This is a genomic window from Mesorhizobium terrae (genome assembly GCF_008727715.1).
Lineage (GTDB): Bacteria > Pseudomonadota > Alphaproteobacteria > Rhizobiales > Rhizobiaceae > Mesorhizobium > Mesorhizobium terrae.
This window is the reverse complement of the sequence record NZ_CP044218.1, coordinates 2,275,127-2,290,334: the sequence shown is the minus strand read 5'-3', so window position 1 is coordinate 2,290,334 and position 15,208 is coordinate 2,275,127. Positions and strand designations below refer to the sequence as shown.

General features: G+C 64.2%; 18 protein-coding genes. 11 read left to right on the top strand and 7 right to left on the bottom strand.

Annotation, left to right across the window (positions count from 1 at the left end; translation table 11 throughout):
* The first annotated feature begins 158 nt into the window (after window positions 1–158).
* From FZF13_RS12400 to FZF13_RS12375, 6 genes are all read left to right on the top strand, one after another.
* Window positions 159–1,145: a hypothetical protein gene (locus FZF13_RS12400; protein ID WP_024922835.1), complete on the top strand. Its 987-nt coding sequence runs from the start codon at window positions 159–161 to the stop codon at window positions 1,143–1,145.
* Between the two features lie 190 nt (window positions 1,146–1,335).
* Window positions 1,336–1,632 carry a 50S ribosomal protein L28 gene (gene rpmB, locus FZF13_RS12395; RefSeq protein ID WP_024922836.1) on the top strand — a complete coding sequence of 99 codons (297 nt, stop codon included), beginning with the start codon at window positions 1,336–1,338 and terminating at the stop codon, window positions 1,630–1,632.
* A gap of 137 nt (window positions 1,633–1,769) precedes the next feature.
* Window positions 1,770–2,453 carry a queuosine precursor transporter gene (locus FZF13_RS12390; RefSeq protein WP_024922837.1) on the top strand — a complete coding sequence of 228 codons (684 nt, stop codon included), beginning with the start codon at window positions 1,770–1,772 and terminating at the stop codon, window positions 2,451–2,453.
* The gene (locus tag FZF13_RS12385; RefSeq protein ID WP_024922838.1) at window positions 2,450–3,124 is read left to right on the top strand and encodes a spermidine synthase; all 675 of its coding nucleotides are present in this window, start codon (window positions 2,450–2,452) and stop codon (window positions 3,122–3,124) included. The genes FZF13_RS12390 and FZF13_RS12385 overlap by 4 nt, the downstream gene beginning before the upstream one ends.
* Window positions 3,125–3,219: 95 nt before the next feature.
* Entirely contained in the window at window positions 3,220–3,525 is a 306-nt protein-coding gene (locus tag FZF13_RS12380) for an NIPSNAP family protein (protein ID WP_024922839.1), read from the top strand.
* A gap of 63 nt (window positions 3,526–3,588) precedes the next feature.
* Window positions 3,589–4,056, top strand: coding sequence for a GNAT family N-acetyltransferase (locus tag FZF13_RS12375; RefSeq protein ID WP_024927264.1), 468 nt, complete (start codon window positions 3,589–3,591; stop codon window positions 4,054–4,056).
* Window positions 4,057–4,156: 100 nt separating this feature from the next.
* Here the strand turns inward: FZF13_RS12375 and FZF13_RS12370 are convergent, their stop codons facing one another.
* The 4 genes from FZF13_RS12370 to FZF13_RS12355 all read right to left on the bottom strand — a co-directional run bounded on the left by FZF13_RS12370 (window position 4,157) and on the right by FZF13_RS12355 (window position 8,827).
* Complete coding sequence (locus FZF13_RS12370) at window positions 4,157–5,191, bottom strand: esterase-like activity of phytase family protein (RefSeq protein WP_024922841.1); 1,035 nt, start codon at window positions 5,189–5,191, stop codon at window positions 4,157–4,159.
* Window positions 5,188–7,083 (bottom strand): cobaltochelatase subunit CobT, encoded by a 1,896-nt coding sequence (gene cobT / locus FZF13_RS12365; protein ID WP_024922842.1) that lies wholly within the window; start codon window positions 7,081–7,083, stop codon window positions 5,188–5,190. The genes FZF13_RS12370 and cobT overlap by 4 nt, the downstream gene beginning before the upstream one ends.
* A 12-nt stretch (window positions 7,084–7,095) precedes the next feature.
* Window positions 7,096–8,082 carry a cobaltochelatase subunit CobS gene (gene cobS / locus FZF13_RS12360; protein WP_024922843.1) on the bottom strand — a complete coding sequence of 329 codons (987 nt, stop codon included), beginning with the start codon at window positions 8,080–8,082 and terminating at the stop codon, window positions 7,096–7,098.
* A gap of 127 nt (window positions 8,083–8,209) precedes the next feature.
* Window positions 8,210–8,827, bottom strand: coding sequence for a J domain-containing protein (locus FZF13_RS12355; RefSeq protein ID WP_024922844.1), 618 nt, complete (start codon window positions 8,825–8,827; stop codon window positions 8,210–8,212).
* A 157-nt stretch (window positions 8,828–8,984) separates the two neighbouring features.
* Here FZF13_RS12355 and FZF13_RS12350 point away from each other — a divergent pair, with 157 nt between their 5' ends.
* Both FZF13_RS12350 and FZF13_RS12345 read left to right on the top strand, forming a co-directional pair.
* A complete protein-coding gene (locus tag FZF13_RS12350) occupies window positions 8,985–9,287 on the top strand; it encodes a BolA family protein (RefSeq protein ID WP_024922845.1) in 303 nt (100 codons plus the stop codon).
* Between the two features lie 130 nt (window positions 9,288–9,417).
* Window positions 9,418–10,128 carry an aquaporin gene (locus tag FZF13_RS12345; RefSeq protein WP_024922846.1) on the top strand — a complete coding sequence of 237 codons (711 nt, stop codon included), beginning with the start codon at window positions 9,418–9,420 and terminating at the stop codon, window positions 10,126–10,128.
* Here FZF13_RS12345 and FZF13_RS12340 read toward each other — a convergent pair.
* Genes FZF13_RS12340 through FZF13_RS12330 form a run of 3 tightly spaced genes read right to left on the bottom strand, consistent with a single transcriptional unit; the run spans window position 10,079 to window position 12,722 of the window.
* Window positions 10,079–10,996 carry a transporter associated domain-containing protein gene (locus tag FZF13_RS12340; RefSeq protein ID WP_024922847.1) on the bottom strand — a complete coding sequence of 306 codons (918 nt, stop codon included), beginning with the start codon at window positions 10,994–10,996 and terminating at the stop codon, window positions 10,079–10,081. The genes FZF13_RS12345 and FZF13_RS12340 overlap by 50 nt on opposite strands.
* Window positions 10,993–12,114, bottom strand: coding sequence for a 3-dehydroquinate synthase (gene aroB / locus FZF13_RS12335; RefSeq protein ID WP_024922848.1), 1,122 nt, complete (start codon window positions 12,112–12,114; stop codon window positions 10,993–10,995). The genes FZF13_RS12340 and aroB overlap by 4 nt, the downstream gene beginning before the upstream one ends.
* Window positions 12,111–12,722: a shikimate kinase gene (locus FZF13_RS12330; protein WP_024922849.1), complete on the bottom strand. Its 612-nt coding sequence runs from the start codon at window positions 12,720–12,722 to the stop codon at window positions 12,111–12,113. The genes aroB and FZF13_RS12330 overlap by 4 nt, the downstream gene beginning before the upstream one ends.
* Before the next feature lie 146 nt (window positions 12,723–12,868).
* Here FZF13_RS12330 and FZF13_RS12325 point away from each other — a divergent pair, with 146 nt between their 5' ends.
* From FZF13_RS12325 to FZF13_RS12315, 3 genes are all read left to right on the top strand, one after another.
* Window positions 12,869–13,021, top strand: coding sequence for a hypothetical protein (locus FZF13_RS12325; protein ID WP_024922850.1), 153 nt, complete (start codon window positions 12,869–12,871; stop codon window positions 13,019–13,021).
* A 19-nt stretch (window positions 13,022–13,040) separates the two neighbouring features.
* Window positions 13,041–13,955 carry a site-specific tyrosine recombinase XerD gene (locus FZF13_RS12320; RefSeq protein ID WP_024922851.1) on the top strand — a complete coding sequence of 305 codons (915 nt, stop codon included), beginning with the start codon at window positions 13,041–13,043 and terminating at the stop codon, window positions 13,953–13,955.
* Between the two features lie 97 nt (window positions 13,956–14,052).
* A complete protein-coding gene (locus FZF13_RS12315) occupies window positions 14,053–15,003 on the top strand; it encodes an acetyl-CoA carboxylase carboxyltransferase subunit alpha (RefSeq protein WP_024922852.1) in 951 nt (316 codons plus the stop codon).
* Window positions 15,004–15,208 lie beyond the last annotated feature (205 nt).

Genomic DNA, 15,208 nt, shown 5'->3' with positions numbered 1-15,208 from the left:
TCCCACACGACCAGGCTCCGCGTGCGGAGGAGTGACCTGTTCCAGTCTTCGGAACGGGCTCCTGCTCGCTGCTGTCTCTCGCCTCCTTCTCCGGGAATTGCAATAATAGAGCACATACTCTATTATTGCGGAGATACCCCTGCTGAAGGCACCCGACGATGTCGTCCGTCAAGCGCCGCCCCATTGTCCTGGCGATATCTCTGGTGCTCCTGGCGCCCCTGGTTGGCGAGTGGCTGCTCGGCAATCAGCCGATAACCGGTCTCGGGTGGATCGTTCTGCTCGCGCCCATGTATGGCTGCGGTGCCCTTCTGATCCGCGAGGTCGCGCGCCGCAGCGGCCGCGGTTGGCCGACGATCCTTCTCTTGGCGGCAGCCTATGCGCTGCTGGAAGAGGGTCCGATCGACCAGATGCTGTGGAACCCGCACTACAACGGCTTCGACATGGCCGCCGCCTATGCCGACACGCGCGTCGAAGCCCTCGGCACCAGCATGGGGTTGATCCAGGATGTGCTGACGCTGCACACCATCTGGAGCATCGCCGTGCCGATCGCCCTGATCGAGGCCTTCGACCCGACACCGCAGCGGCCCTGGCTCAAACCGCTCGGTCTCGGCGTCACCGCGATTGTCTTTGTTGTCGGGTCCGCCTTGCTGACTTATGGCCAGATCGAATCGGAAAAATTCATTGCCTCGCCCGGCCAGTTCGTCGCCTCGGGCCTCGCCATCCTCGTTCTGGTCATTGCCGCCTTCTGGATGCCCTCACCGCCAAGCGTGGCGGAGGCGACAACGCCTTCGCCACGAAACGTTGGCCTGGCCGGCTTTCTCCTCACCAGCCTGCTGATGCTTCGCGACGTGCTTGCGGAGCTTTTGTCCAAATGGGTTGTCGCCGGCCTGTGGTGTGTCGTCGTGCTGCTTGGCATAGCGCTTGTCTGGCGATGGTCGCGCTCGCCGCAATGGAACCGAGCTCATGGTGTCGCCCTCGCCAGCGGCGCCCTGATGACCTATGTCTGGGCCGGGTTCCAGCACGCTCAATATCTGGGTATCTCTCCATTCATCGCGCTGGCCGGCAATGTCGTCTTCGGTGCTGGTGCGGTCATACTGGTTTTCCTGGCGGCGACAGCCGCGCGCCGGCCGATTGAAGCGTCGTGATCGGCGGGCGTCGACAGGGAAGAAAGCCCGGTCCGGGAGGCGATTACCCGGCACTCGGGCCGAACAACGCTTGACGCCCCGGCTAAATGCAACTATGGAACGCCAACTTTTTCCTTGAGGCCGCCGACAGCACCGCGCGCCATATGGCGCGGTCGAAGGTTTGGCCGGATACGAACTGAAGGTAGCAAAAATGTCCCGCGCTTGCGAACTCACCGGCAAAGCCGTCATGACCGGCAACAATGTGAGCCACGCCAACAACAAGACCAAGCGTCGCTTCCTGCCGAACCTGGTCAATGTCACGCTCATCTCGGAAGCGCTGAACCAGAACGTTCGCCTGCGCATTTCGGCCAACGCCCTGCGTTCGGTCGAGCATCGCGGTGGCCTCGACGCCTTCCTGGCCAAGGCCGACGAGAAGGAACTGTCGCAGCGCGCTCGTCTGCTGAAGAAGCAGATCGCCAAGAAGACGGCCGGCCAGATCGCCGCCTGATCGCTTTCAGGCGGGGGACGACCGCCTGGGCATCGGAACGGCAGGTTTCCTGAACCCACCTATCCGATGCTCGAATGAAGGATGCGCCGCCCGTCCCGGCCAGGCGCTCCGCTGGTTCCATTACCCAGGATAAAAAAATGCAGTTTCTTTCCAGATATCTGCCTTTCGTGCTCGCCATGGCGCTCGTCGTGGTGGCGTCGAACATTCTCGTGCAGTTCCCCATGCAGGGACAGGTCGGCACGCTGTCGCTGGCCGACATCCTGACCTGGGGCGCCTTCACCTATCCCTTCTCCTTCCTGGTGACCGATCTCGCCAATCGCCGCTACGGCCCGGCCGTAGCGCGCCGCATCGTCTTCGTCGGCTTCATGACGGCTGTTGTGTGCTCCATCGTCATCCCGCCGCTGCTTTTCCGCGCCGGGCTGATCGAGTTCGACACCGCCGCCGCCCGTCTGGTGCGCATCGCCTGCGCCTCGGGTGCGGCCTTCCTCACCGCGCAATTGCTCGACGTCACCGTCTTCAACTGGCTGCGCCGGCAAAGCTGGTGGCGCGCGCCGATCTTCGGCACACTGGTCGGTTCGGTGTTCGATACGCTGGTGTTTTTCTCGATCGCCTTTTCAGCGGCTTTCGCCTTCGCCGGCCCCAATGACGCCTTCGCGCTGGAAAATGCGCCGCTGCTCGGCGCTCTGCCGGTGGAAACGATGCGCTGGCTGTCCTGGGCGCTTGGCGACCTGTCGGTCAAGTTGATCATCGCCGTCTTCGCGCTGATCCCCTACAGGCTGATCGCGGCGCGCTGGAGCCAGCCGGCGCCGGTCCAGCCTTGATCCCCTGGGAACAGCTCGACGCCGCCAGGACACCTGACGGCAAGCAGGAACTGCGGCTGAAACGGCGCGGCACCGAATTCTCCATCATGCTCGGCTCCAACGAGCTGATGAACAGCCGCCTCAGCGGTTCGGAAGAAGCGCTGGCCAGGCTCTCCCTCGACAAGATCGACAAAAGCGACCGCATTCACGTCCTGATCGGTGGTCTCGGCATGGGTTTCACGCTGCGCGCCGCACTTGCCGAGCTTGGCGCTGACAGCCGCGTTACCGTTGCCGAACTGGTGCCAGCGGTGGTCACCTGGGCACGTGGTCCGATGGCAACCATTTTCGACGGCTGCCTCGACGACCCGCGCGTCATCGTGCGCGAGGCCGACGTCGGCCGGCTGATCGATGCCGCCCGCAGCGACTATGACGCCATCCTGCTCGATGTCGACAATGGCCCCGAGGGGCTGACGCAGGAAGGCAATGACGACCTCTATGGCTTCGCCGGGCTCAAGGCCGCCCGCAATGCCCTGCGTCCCGGTGGCGTGCTCGCGGTGTGGTCATCGGGACCGGATCGCGGCTTCACCCGCCGCCTCCAGCAATGCGGCTTCGCCGCCGAGGCGGTCACCGTGCGCGCCCATGGCAAGCGCGGCGCCAAGCACACCATCTGGCTGGCGCTCAAACCGAGCTAACAACAATCACATCGCAACGAACTCGTTTCGGCTGGCTCTACCGCCGGACGATGCATCATGTTTTTCTCCGCTCTCAACAGACCGCCGGAGCAATCATGGTCACCTGTTACCTGCGCTACATCCTCAATCCCGCGCGACTGAAGGAGTTCGAACACTACGGCAGGCTCTGGATTCCGCTTGTCGAAAAATTCGGCGGCAACCACCACGGCTATTTCATGCCCTCGGAAGGCGCGAGCAATGTGGCCCTTGCCTTGTTCACCTTCCCGAGCCTGGCAGCCTACGAAGAATACAGGACAAAGGCCGCATCGGACCCTGAATGCCAGGCCGCCATGCGCTACTACGAGGAAACCCAGTGTTTCCTCAGCTACGAGCGTTCTTTCTTCCGCCCGGTCTTCGACTAACAAAGCTTTCAACTGACAAAGCTTTCGACCGACGAAGCCTTCAACTGACGGAACCAAGCAAAAATGACTGTTGTTTTGAAATCGCTCGGCGAGGCCGAGCGCGAGGCTGTTATTGCCCTCGATGTAGGCGATGATCAGGACGACTTCGTCGCCACCAATGCTGAATCCCTGGAGGAAGCCGACGAGAACCCCGCCTGTGTGCCGCTTGGCGTCTTTTCGGGCGACGAGCCGGTCGTCATTGACGACCTGGTCGGTTTCGCCATGTATGCGCTGGACGGCGACGACGGCAATTGGTGGATCTATCGCCTGATGATCGACAAGCGCTTCCAGAAACGCGGCTTCGGTCGCGCCGCCCTGCGCGCCGTGGTCGAACGCATGTCGGCCATTCCAGGCTGCGACGCCGTCTATCTCGGCGTTTATCCCGAGAACGAGACGGCCGCCAACCTGTACCGTCAGGAAGGGTTTCGCGAGACCGGCCAGATATTGGGCGACGAGGTCGTCATGCGGCTGGAGCTCGCAAGGGCAGACTAGAACATTGTAGCGATGAAGGGGTGTTTCCCGGCAGGAGAACGCCCCTTCCAACATGCTTCCCGCTCTCAATGGAGCCTCGGAACCGGTGCCATCGCTGCGCTCAATCCTCGTGCAGGATGAATTCCAGATAGAGATTGCGCTGCAGGATGGAGTGATTGTCGTCGGAGACAAGCGACACGATCAGCTTGCCGTCGTCCCGCCGCCAGACATCCATGCCTTCCATATTGTCGATCTGGTAGGCCATGTCGGCCTCCAGCAGCACCGATCCGTCGGCGACCTTGCCCTTGGCGATCTCGGCGCCGGCAATGCGCCGCAGCCGCATCTTGACGCCGCTGGCCATCGAGAACGAGCGTTCCAGCAGCAACAGGTCGCCATTGGGCAGAAACGCGCCGTCGGTGATGTCGAACTCGCCTTTGCGGCGAACGGTGAAGATGCCCTTGCCCGGCCCTTCGATGATGGCGGCATAGATGTTGCCGTCCTTGTCGAGGCTCTTTTCAGACACCACCACCAGGGCGCCTTTCAGCGGCCCTTCGGCCGGCGCGCGCGTCACCGTCTCGAAGCCGCGGTTCTGGCGCAGCTCGCGCACCGGCACCAGGAAATCGAGCAGCTTGAACGGCGCCTTCATGCCGGCGGCATCGATCTTGAACTGCGCGATACGATGCTTCCGCTCGAAGCCGACGGTGGCGATGCCGTCCTTGACGTCGAGGCCCTCGGCATCGACATCCCATTTCTTGTCGATCGGCTTGCCGGCCTCGTCGACCATCTGCTGCATGGTGAAGTTGAAGATGGCGAAGGGTCGCCCCTGCGCCATGCGCGCGATCGAACCGAAATACCAGAAGCCGGTGTCGGTGACGCCGATGAAATCGCTGCCCGCGTGGATGAACCGGAAGGCCGACAAGGCACCGAAATCGCGCGAGGAGCCGGTCATCTCCAGCCCGCCGACGAATTCCAGCGGTCCGAACATCCTTTCATCCCGGCCGATATGAAACTCGGTGATCCCCCGCACGCTGATGTCGACCGGCTCGACCGGCTGGCGTTCGGCGGCGAAAGCCGATGTGGAGGTGAGCAGACCGGCCGCTAGAACGCAAAGCCAGCCACGCCACCCCGTCGCCCGCACGCCGTTTGAAAGGCTCACGAAGCGCGCCGGAAACCGCCACGGCGCACGTCGCGCGCGGTCTCCTCGCCAAACAGCGAGGCGAGTTGCTCGGTCATGGCGCCGGCCAGTTCTTCGGCGTCGACGATGGTGACGGCGCGGCGATAATAACGCGTCACGTCATGGCCGATGCCGATGGCGAGCAGCTCGACCGGCGAACGTGTCTCGATCAGATCGATGACGGCGCGCAGATGGCGCTCCAGATAGTTGCCCGGATTGACCGACAGCGTCGAATCGTCGACCGGCGCGCCGTCCGAAATCATCATCAGGATCTTGCGCTGTTCAGGCCGCGCGATCAGGCGCTGATGCGCCCACAACAGCGCTTCACCGTCGATGTTTTCCTTCAATAGGCCCTCACGCATCATCAGGCCGAGATTGCGTCGGGCGCGGCGCCACGGCATGTCGGCGCTCTTGTAGATGATGTGGCGCAGATCGTTGAGGCGGCCGGGGTTCGGCGGCTTGCCGTCCTTCAGCCACTTCTCGCGCGCCTGCCCGCCCTTCCAGGCGCGGGTGGTGAAGCCGAGGATCTCGACCGAAACGCCGCAGCGCTCCAGCGTGCGCGCCAGGATGTCGGCGCAGGTCGCCGCCACCGTGATCGGGCGGCCGCGCATCGAACCGGAATTGTCGAGCACCAGAGACACCACCGTATCGCGGAACTTGGTGTCGCGTTCCTGCTTGAAGGAAAGCGGCTGCATCGGATCGATGACGACGCGCACCAGCCGGGCCGGGTCGAGATACCCTTCCTCGAGATCAAAATCCCAGGAACGGTTCTGCTGCGCCATCAGGCGGCGCTGCAGGCGATTGGCCAGCCGGCCGACCACGCCCGACAGATTGGCGAGCTGCTTGTCGAGGAAGGCGCGCAGCCGGTCGAGCTCTTCTTCGTCGCACAGTTCCTCGGCACCCACCGTCTCGTCGAAGGCGGTCGAGAAGACCTTGTAGTCGACATCCTTGGAGATGGTGGCGAAGGGATTGTCGTTGCGCTTGGCTTCGCCCGGCGTCTCCGCGTCGGCATCGTCCTCGTCGGACAAATCCTGCGAGGTGGCGTCGGTGGCCTCGGCCTCGGCCGATTCCTCGTCGTCGGAGGCGTCGGCATCCTCGGACTGCGACTGGTCGGAGCCGGAATCGTCCTCGCCGCCTTCCTCGCTCTGTTCCTCGCCTTGCGGCTGGTCGTCCTGGTCGTCCTCGGTGTCTTCCGTTTCCTGGTCGTCGCCGAGTTCCTCGGCCATTTCCATGGAAGCCAGCATATCGCGCACGACGCGGGCGAAGGCCTGCTGGTCTTCCAGCTTGCCAGCAAGCCCGTCGAGGTCGGCGCCGGCCTTGTCCTCGACCCAGGGCCGCCACAGGTCGACCATGCGCTCGCCGCTCTTCGGCACGGCGCGGCCGGTCAGCTTCTCGCGTACCATCAGCGCCAGCGCCTCCTCGAGCGGAGCGTCGGCGCGGTCGCGCACATCGGCCAGATTGGCCTTGGCGTATTTGTCCTCCAGCATCGTGCCGATATTATCGGCGACGCCGGCCATCATGCGCGAGCCGATCGCCTCGACGCGAGCCTGCTCGACCGCGTCGAAGATGGAGCGCGCTTGCTTGCCTTCCGGCGCCAGTCGGGTGTGGATACGGCTATCGTGGCAGGCGCGTTTCAGCGCCATGGAATCGCCCAGGCCGCGGGTCACGGCGATGTCGGTCGCCGACGCCTTCTTCGGCAGATCCGGCAGCCGGGCGCGGCTGCCCGCGAGCGCCGGCCGCTCCTTGGCGAAGCCGACCTCCATCTCCTTGTCGCCAGAGATGGCCCGCATGCACACCGTCACGGCGCGCTTGAAGGCATCCGTATCCGAGCCGTTCTTCGGCTTGTTGCGCGTGTTGTCGCCGGGGCCGGCCATGGAATTTCCCGTTTAGCCAAGCACCACATTGGCAGCGCTTTCCGGCAGATCCTCGCCGAAGGCGCGCTGATAGAACTCGGCCACCACCGAACGTTCCAGCTCGTCGCACTTGTTGAGGAAGGTCAACCGGAACGCCATGCCGACATTGCCGAAGATTTCGGCGTTTTCGGCCCAGGTGATCACCGTGCGCGGGCTCATGACAGTCGACAGATCGCCGTTGATGAAGGCGGAGCGCGTCATGTCGGCGACGCGCACCATCTTGTTGACGATGTCCTTGCCCTTCTCGTTCTTGTAGTGCTTGGCCTTGGCCAGAACGATCGCCACCTCGTTGTCGTGCGGCAGATAGTTCAGCGTCGTCACGATCGACCAGCGGTCCATCTGCGCCTGGTTGATCTGCTGGGTGCCGTGATAGAGGCCGGTGGTGTCGCCGAGGCCGACCGTGTTGGCGGTGGCGAACAGGCGGAAGGCCGGATGCGGGCGGATGACGCGGCTCTGGTCGAGCAGGGTCAAGCGACCCGACGATTCCAGCACGCGCTGGATGACGAACATCACGTCCGGGCGGCCGGCATCGTATTCGTCGAAGCAGAGCGCGACATTGTGCTGGTAGGCCCAGGGCAGGATGCCGTCGCGGAATTCGGTGACCTGCATGCCTTCCTTGACGACGATGGCGTCCTTGCCGACGAGGTCGATACGGCTGACATGGCTGTCGAGGTTGACGCGCACGCAGGGCCAGTTGAGCCGGGCCGCGACCTGCTCGATATGGGTCGACTTGCCGGTGCCGTGATAGCCCGACACCATGACGCGGCGGTTGTAGGCAAAGCCCGCCAGGATCGCCATGGTGGTGTGCTGGTCGAACAGATAGTCGGGATCGATGTCCGGCACATGTTCGGTGGCCACCGAATAGGCCGGCACGACCATCTTGGACTCGAAGCCGAATTTTTCCTTCACCGACACAGTCGTGTCCGGCAGATTGGCGATATCGCGATCGACCTTGTTCATGCGTCTCAACGTCTCCACGGGCGAAGCGACGCGCTTCGCCGGCAACCCAAATTGTTCGGGGCGGTCATAAAACCTTTTCCAACCCGATGATAGTTGGAAAAAGGCACGACCTCAGCTCAGCTTGAGCTCAACACAGGCCCGCCTGCTTGAGCACGCGATAGGCTTGCAGCACATCGCGGAACCGGTCTTCCGAACCTCTGTCGCCACCATTCGCGTCGGGATGGTGGCGCTTCACCAATTCCTTATAACGCGCCTTGATGTCTTGGCCAGTCGCCTTTGCGTCAAGACCAAGCGTTTCCAGCGCCTTGGCCTCAAGCGGCTTGGCCTTGCGCTCGCGCGGGGCGCCGCGGTCGCGCGGCTCGTTGAACAGGTTGAAGGGGTCGCGCATGCGGTTGTGGTAGCCGGCGCGGCCCGAGCGCTGCTTTGCGAAATCCGGCGCGGTGTGCGTCCCGCCATTCGTGCCGATGGTCCAGGTGGGCCGATGACCGGTCATCGCCTCCTTCTGGAAACGTGCGATCTCGGAATCGGAGACACCAGAGAAGTAATTGAAACCCTTGTTGTATTCGCGCACATGCTCGAAGCAGAACTTGAAATACTGCCCCTCGGCCATGCGCCCCACCGGCGCGCGATGCGTGCCGGGCTCCTTGCAGCCGTCCCACTGGCACAGCGGCGCGCGCGACTTCAGCTCCGCGTCCTTTTCCGGACGAATGCGGAGTTTCTCGAAATATTTTGGATAGGGCTTCATCTGACCCCATTTATGGGCTGTTCGCCCGGCGATACAAGAATTGACATTTCAGCGATGATCGCCCTAACCGCTGAATCGCGGCTTAAACGAGACGTTGACGGCCAGCGCCGCGACAAAAATAGTGGCGATGACGCCTATGTGGTGAAGGAGAATGGCAATGTCCATGCAGACGGCGATGGAAAAGAAGCTGAGCGATGCTTTTGCGCCCGAACGATTGGCCGTCGTCAACGAAAGCCACCTCCATGCCGGCCACCATCATGTCGAATCCGGCCATCACGCCACCTTCGACGGCACCGGCGAGACGCATTTCCGCATCCGCATCGTCTCTCCGGCCTTTGCCGGCATGAGCCGCATCGACCGTCACCGCGCCGTCAACCTGGCTCTCGCCGACGAATTGAAGGCCGGCCTGCACGCCTTGGCGATCGAACCCGCCGCCCCCGGCGAAAAGACGCGCTGGTAGGCACCCGCTTTGAAACACTTCCTCCGGCCAGACGGCTAGACGATCTGAACAGCGTCGGAGAGAAACGCCTAAGAAGCCGCCGGTGACCGCTTTCACGCGCGGACGGAAACTCCCAGATGGGGTCGGGGACATGGACACACCTCTTTCCAGACGGTTGGCCGCCGAAGCGCTCGGATCGGCCTTCCTGCTCGCCACCGTCGTGGGGTCGAGCATCATGGGGGCGAAGCTGGCGGAGGCGTCAGCCGCACTCGCGCTGCTTGTCACCTCGATGTCGACCGGGGCCATGCTGGTCGTTTTGATCTGGACCTTCGGTCCGGTTTCGGGCGCGCATCTCAATCCCGTCGTCAGCCTGGCCTTCGCCGCCGACGGTGAGCTCAAATGGCGTGACTTTGTCCCCTATGTAGCCGCACAGCTCGCCGGCTTCCTGGCCGGCACCTGGGCCGCACACGCCATGTTCGAACTGCCACTGTTGCAATTGTCCGCGACAGCCCGCAGCGGGCCCGGGCTCTGGTTCGCCGAAGGCATCGCCACTTTCGGGCTGATCCTCGTCATCACCGGCTGCACGGCCAGGCGACCAACGGTGGTGCCGGCCGCCGTCGGCCTCTACATCGGCGCCGCCTACTGGTTCACCGCCTCGACATCCTTCGCCAACCCGGCGATGACCATCATCCGCGCCTTCACCGGAACGGCGGCCGGCATTATGCCCCAGCATGTCCCTGGATATGTCATCGCCCAGTTCGCCGGCGCGGCGATAGCGATCGCGGCGGGCCGTTTCTTCTGGCCGAAGCCGGTTACGGCTTCGCTGCGGGCTGCGGTGGACCCTCGACAGACGCCGGCCTGATCCGCAGACGGGCGATGCGGTTCTTGTCGCGCTTCATCACCACGAAGCGCTTGCCGTGGAACGTGAACGCCTGCTTTTCTTCCGGTATCGACTGCGCCTCGTGAATGACGAGGCCGGCGATGGTCGTCGCTTCCTCGTCCGGCAAGGCCCAGCCGAGTGCGCGGTTGAGATCGCGGATCGGCACCGTGCCTTCCACCACGACAGAGCCGTCGGCCTCCTGCTTCACGCCCTGCATCTCGACGTCGTGCTCGTCGGCGATATCGCCGACGATCTCCTCGATGATGTCTTCCAGCGTCACCAGGCCCTCCACCTCGCCATATTCGTCGACGACGATGGCGATGTGGGCCTTGCGGCGCAGGAAAGCGTTGAGCTGATCGTCGAGGCTGGTCGTGTCGGGCACGAACCACGGCTTCGCGGCGATCTTCAGGATGTCGATGCAGGAAAAGTCGTGATCGGCCTCGTTGAGCGCGCGCAGCAGGTCCTTGGCGTGCAGGATGCCGACGATGTTGTCGAGCGAACCCTTCCACAGCGGCAGCCGCGTATGCGGGCTTTGCAACACCTCGCGCACGATCATATCGGGCGCATTGTCGGCGTTGATCGAACGCATGTTGGTGCGGTGGACCATGACGTCGGAGACTTCCAGCTCGCTCAGCGCCAATAACGCCTCGACCCGGCTGCGGTCGTCCTTCATGGCCTGGGTTTCGCTGCGCAGCCGCTGGATGATGGCGCGCGTCTCCTGCTGCGACAGACGCCGGCGCTTGCGGTTGGCAAGCTCCAGGTCGAACATCGCCAGCAACGGCTTGCGCAGCACGATGGCGAAGAGGATCGCGGCGCACAACAGGCTAGCGACGATCCAGCCGGCGTTCATCCCGCGAGTGCCTCTTTCAGGAAGGCCAGCACCTCGGAAGCCGGCACGTCCTTGGCAATGAAGGACTGGCCGATGCCGCGCGTCAGGATGAAGGTCAGCGCGCCGCGCGACACCTTCTTGTCCTGGGTGATGTAGTCGAACAGCTTTTCGGCGCCCGGCAGGTCGCCCGGAATATCGGCGAGGCGCCACGGCAGGCCGACGGCCCGCAAATGCGTCTCGACTCGGGCGGCATCGTCTGGGCTGGCGAGGTTCAGCCGGGCGGAGAAGCGGTGCGCCAGCGCCATGCCGATCGCCACGCCCTCGCCATGCACCAGCCTTTCGCTGTCATAGGCGGTCGCCGCCTCCAGCGCATGGCCGAATGTGTGGCCGAGATTGAGCAGCGCCCTGTCGCCGGTCTCGAATTCGTCGCGCGCCACCACGTCGGCCTTGGCGCGGCAGGCTTCGGCGATCGCCTCGATGCGGGCATCGCCGCCGGCGAACACGTCCTGCCAGTTCTTTTCCAGCCAGGCGAAGAAATGCGGCCGGTCGATCAACCCGTATTTGGCAAGCTCGGCATAGCCGGCGCGGAATTCGCGGATCGGCAGCGTGTCCAATACGCCGCTGTCGGCCAGCACCAGCTTCGGCTGATGGAAGACGCCGATCAGGTTCTTGCCGCGCGCGCTGTTGATACCGGTCTTGCCGCCGACCGAGGAATCGACCTGTGCCAGGAGCGACGTCGGCACCTGCACGAAATCCATGCCGCGCCGCACGATGCCCGAGGCGAAACCGGCCAGATCGCCGATGACGCCACCGCCCAGCGCCACCACCGCGTCGCGGCGCTCCAGCTTGGCGGCGAGGATCGCGTCGACCACATCCTGAAGATGGCTGAAACTCTTGGTCTTCTCGCCGGCCGGCAGGGTAACGACAGCCGCCACCGCCACACCGCCGCGCTCCAGCCCGTCCCTCAGCGTTTCGAGATGATGTGCCGCAACATTCTCGTCGGTGACGATGGCAACGCGTGTGCCCGGCAACCTGGCCGACAGCGTCTCGCCGGCCCGTGCGATCAGGCCCGGCCCGATCAGGATGTCATAGGCGCGGTCGCCAAGCCCCACCTCGACGGTAACGGTCTTGTCGTTCATGCGTGCTCCCCGCCGGCAGGCATGGTCGCCTGGATGCCGAAATGATTGTAGAGCGCCGCAATCACCTCGGCCGCGATCACTTCCTTGCGCTCGTCGCGGGTCGGCACGGTCACGTCGGCACCCGCATAGACGGGATAGCGGTCGTCCATCAGCTTTTGCAGCGTGGCGCGCGGGTCCGGCGTCTTCAGGAGCGGCCGGTTCTGTTTCTTGGATACCCTGTCCATCAGGAGATCGAGATCGGCCTTCAGCCACACCGAGACGCCGTGTGCGGCGATCGCCTCGCGGGTCTGCGCGTTCATGAAGGCACCGCCGCCGGTCGACAGCACCTGCGGGCCATGTTCCAGCAGTCTCAGGATGACGCGCTGTTCGAGCGCGCGGAACTCGGTCTCACCATACCGTTCGAACAGGTCGGGAACGGTCATGCGCGACACATCCTCGATCTCCTGGTCGCTGTCGATGAAGGACAGGCCGAGCGCGGAAGCCGCCTTGCGGCCGATCGCCGTCTTGCCCGCCCCCATCAATCCGACAAAGACGATGGAGCGGTGGCCGAGCTGTTCGATCAGCGGCGCGTGGTTCTCGTCCTGCGAAGGGGTTGTTTGCGCATTCATTGCCGGCGTATCGACATCAAAAGCCCCCTTGCGTCAAGCGCAGCGCCCGCCCGCGGCGCGCATGCGCGCCCTTGAAATGGCGGAATCGCCGTCCCATAACGGCACGGTCCCGGCAACCCCGACGAATCAAGGCGCCCACCAGACCCATGCCGACCCTGTTCCGCTTCGTCGTGACCCTGGCGATCCTGGCCGGCCTCGCTTATGGCGCCATGTTCGCGCTGGTGATGTTCGTGTCGCCGAAACAGGCCGAGCTTTCCGTGCGCATCCCGCCTGAAAAACTCAATCCGAAGAAGAACTAGGCCTGGAAGCCCAAGCGCGATGAGCAGCGCCGCCCGCATCGAAGCCTTCCTCGAAATGATGAGCGCGGAGCGGGGTGCTGCCGAAAACACGCTGGCGAGCTATCGCCGCGACCTTGAGGACGCCGCCGCCACCATCAAGGGCGACCTCGCCAACGCGGCGCCCGCCGACATCCGCACCTATCTAGACGGCATCGCCGCGCAGGGCTTCGCGCCAACCTCGCAGGCGCGCAAGCTTTCGGCGCTCCGGCAGTTCTTCAAGTTCCTCTATGCCGAGGGCCTGCGCCAGGATGACCCGACCGGCACGCTGGACAGCCCGAAAAAGGGCCGCCCCTTGCCCAAGACCATGGGCGAGGCCGAGGCCGGTCGCCTGCTCGACCGTGCCGCGACAGAGGCGGTCGAACCGCCGCCGGGCGGCGACCAGCTTGCCGCGTTGCGGCTGCATGCGCTGGTCGAGGTGCTTTACGCCACCGGCCTGCGCGTTTCCGAGCTGGTCGGCCTGCCGGTGACGGTGGCGCAGCGCGACGACCGTTTTTTCATGGTGCGCGGCAAAGGCAACAAGGAGCGCATGGTGCCCCTGTCCGCCAAGGCGCGCATCGCCATGAAAACCTGGCTTGCCGCGCGGGCCAAGCTGCCAGCCTATGCCGAAAGCCCGTTCCTGTTCCCTTCAGCCTCCGACAGCGGCCACCTGCCGCGCCAGGTTTTCGCGCGCGAACTGAAGGGGCTGGCCGCGCGGGCCGGCATTGCCGCCACGAAGATATCGCCGCACGTGCTGCGCCACGCCTTTGCCAGCCACCTTTTGCAGAACGGCGCCGACCTGCGCGCCGTGCAGCAATTGCTCGGCCACGCCGACATCTCCACCACGCAAATTTACACCCATGTGCTGGAGGAAAGGCTGGTCAGACTGGTGAACGATCACCATCCGCTTGCCGACTAGGCCCGGTGTCGCTATGTGAGGGCGACGTTTCCATAGCTCGGAACTGCCGTCACGGCTTCCCGTCCTTCTGTTTTCCGGCGCAGCGGTCCGCTCACGAATGTACAATTATCTCGATTTCGAAAAACCGGTTCAGGATCTTGAGGGCAAGATCCTCGAACTCAAGAAACTCGCCGAGAACGGCGAAGCGGTCGACGTCGCCGACGAGATCGCCCGGCTCGAGAAGCGCTCGCGCGATGCGCTGCGCGACGCCTACAAGGCCTTGACCCCCTGGCAGAAGGTGCAGGTGGCCCGTCATCCTGATCGTCCGCACTGCCTGAACTACATCGACGGCCTGTTCACCGACTTCACGCCGCTAGCCGGCGACCGCGCCTTTGGCGAGGATCAGGCCATGATCGGCGGCTTCGCCCGTTTCCGCGGGGAATCGGTCGCTATCCTCGGCCAGGAAAAGGGTTCCGACACCGCGAGCCGCCTCAAGCACAATTTCGGTTCCGTGCGGCCCGAGGGCTACCGCAAGGCGGTGCGCCTGATGGAACTTGCCGACCGTTTCAAGGTGCCGCTGGTCACGCTCGTCGACACCGCCGGCGCCTTCCCCGGCGTCGATGCCGAGGAACGCGGCCAGGCCGAGGCCATCGCCCGCTCGATCTCGGCGGGTCTGGGGCTCAAGGTGCCGTCGATCTCGATCGTCATCGGCGAAGGCGGCTCCGGTGGCGCCATCGCCATCGCCACCGCCAACCGCGTCTATATGCTGGAACACGCCATCTATTCGGTGATCTCGCCCGAGGGCGCCGCCTCCATCCTGTGGCGCGACACCACGCGCTCTCGCGACGCGGCGACCAACATGAAGATCACCGCGCAGGACCTGCTCGAGCTCAAGATCATCGACGCCATCGTCCCCGAACCGCTCGGCGGCGCCCATCGCGAGCCGGAAAAGGTGATTGCCGCGACCGGCGACCTCATCGCCAAGACGATGAAGGAGTTTGCCGGCTCCAACGCCGATTTCCGCGAGCAGCGCCGCGAGAAATATCTCGCGATGGGCCGCACCCTCTAGCTCCGCCTGGGGTCGACGACAGGCCGTTGCCGCCCCGGAGGCGGCAAATGTGACGGGATCGCCGGATTTTCGCCACAAAATTGCCGCCGCCCTGGGTTCTGTGACAATGTCGCGAAGACGGTGCGGACCGCTTGCGGTAAGGAATTTTCAAGGTTAACGGGCTTAAGGTCCGCCGATGTTCGATATAGCGCTCGGGCACTGAAGC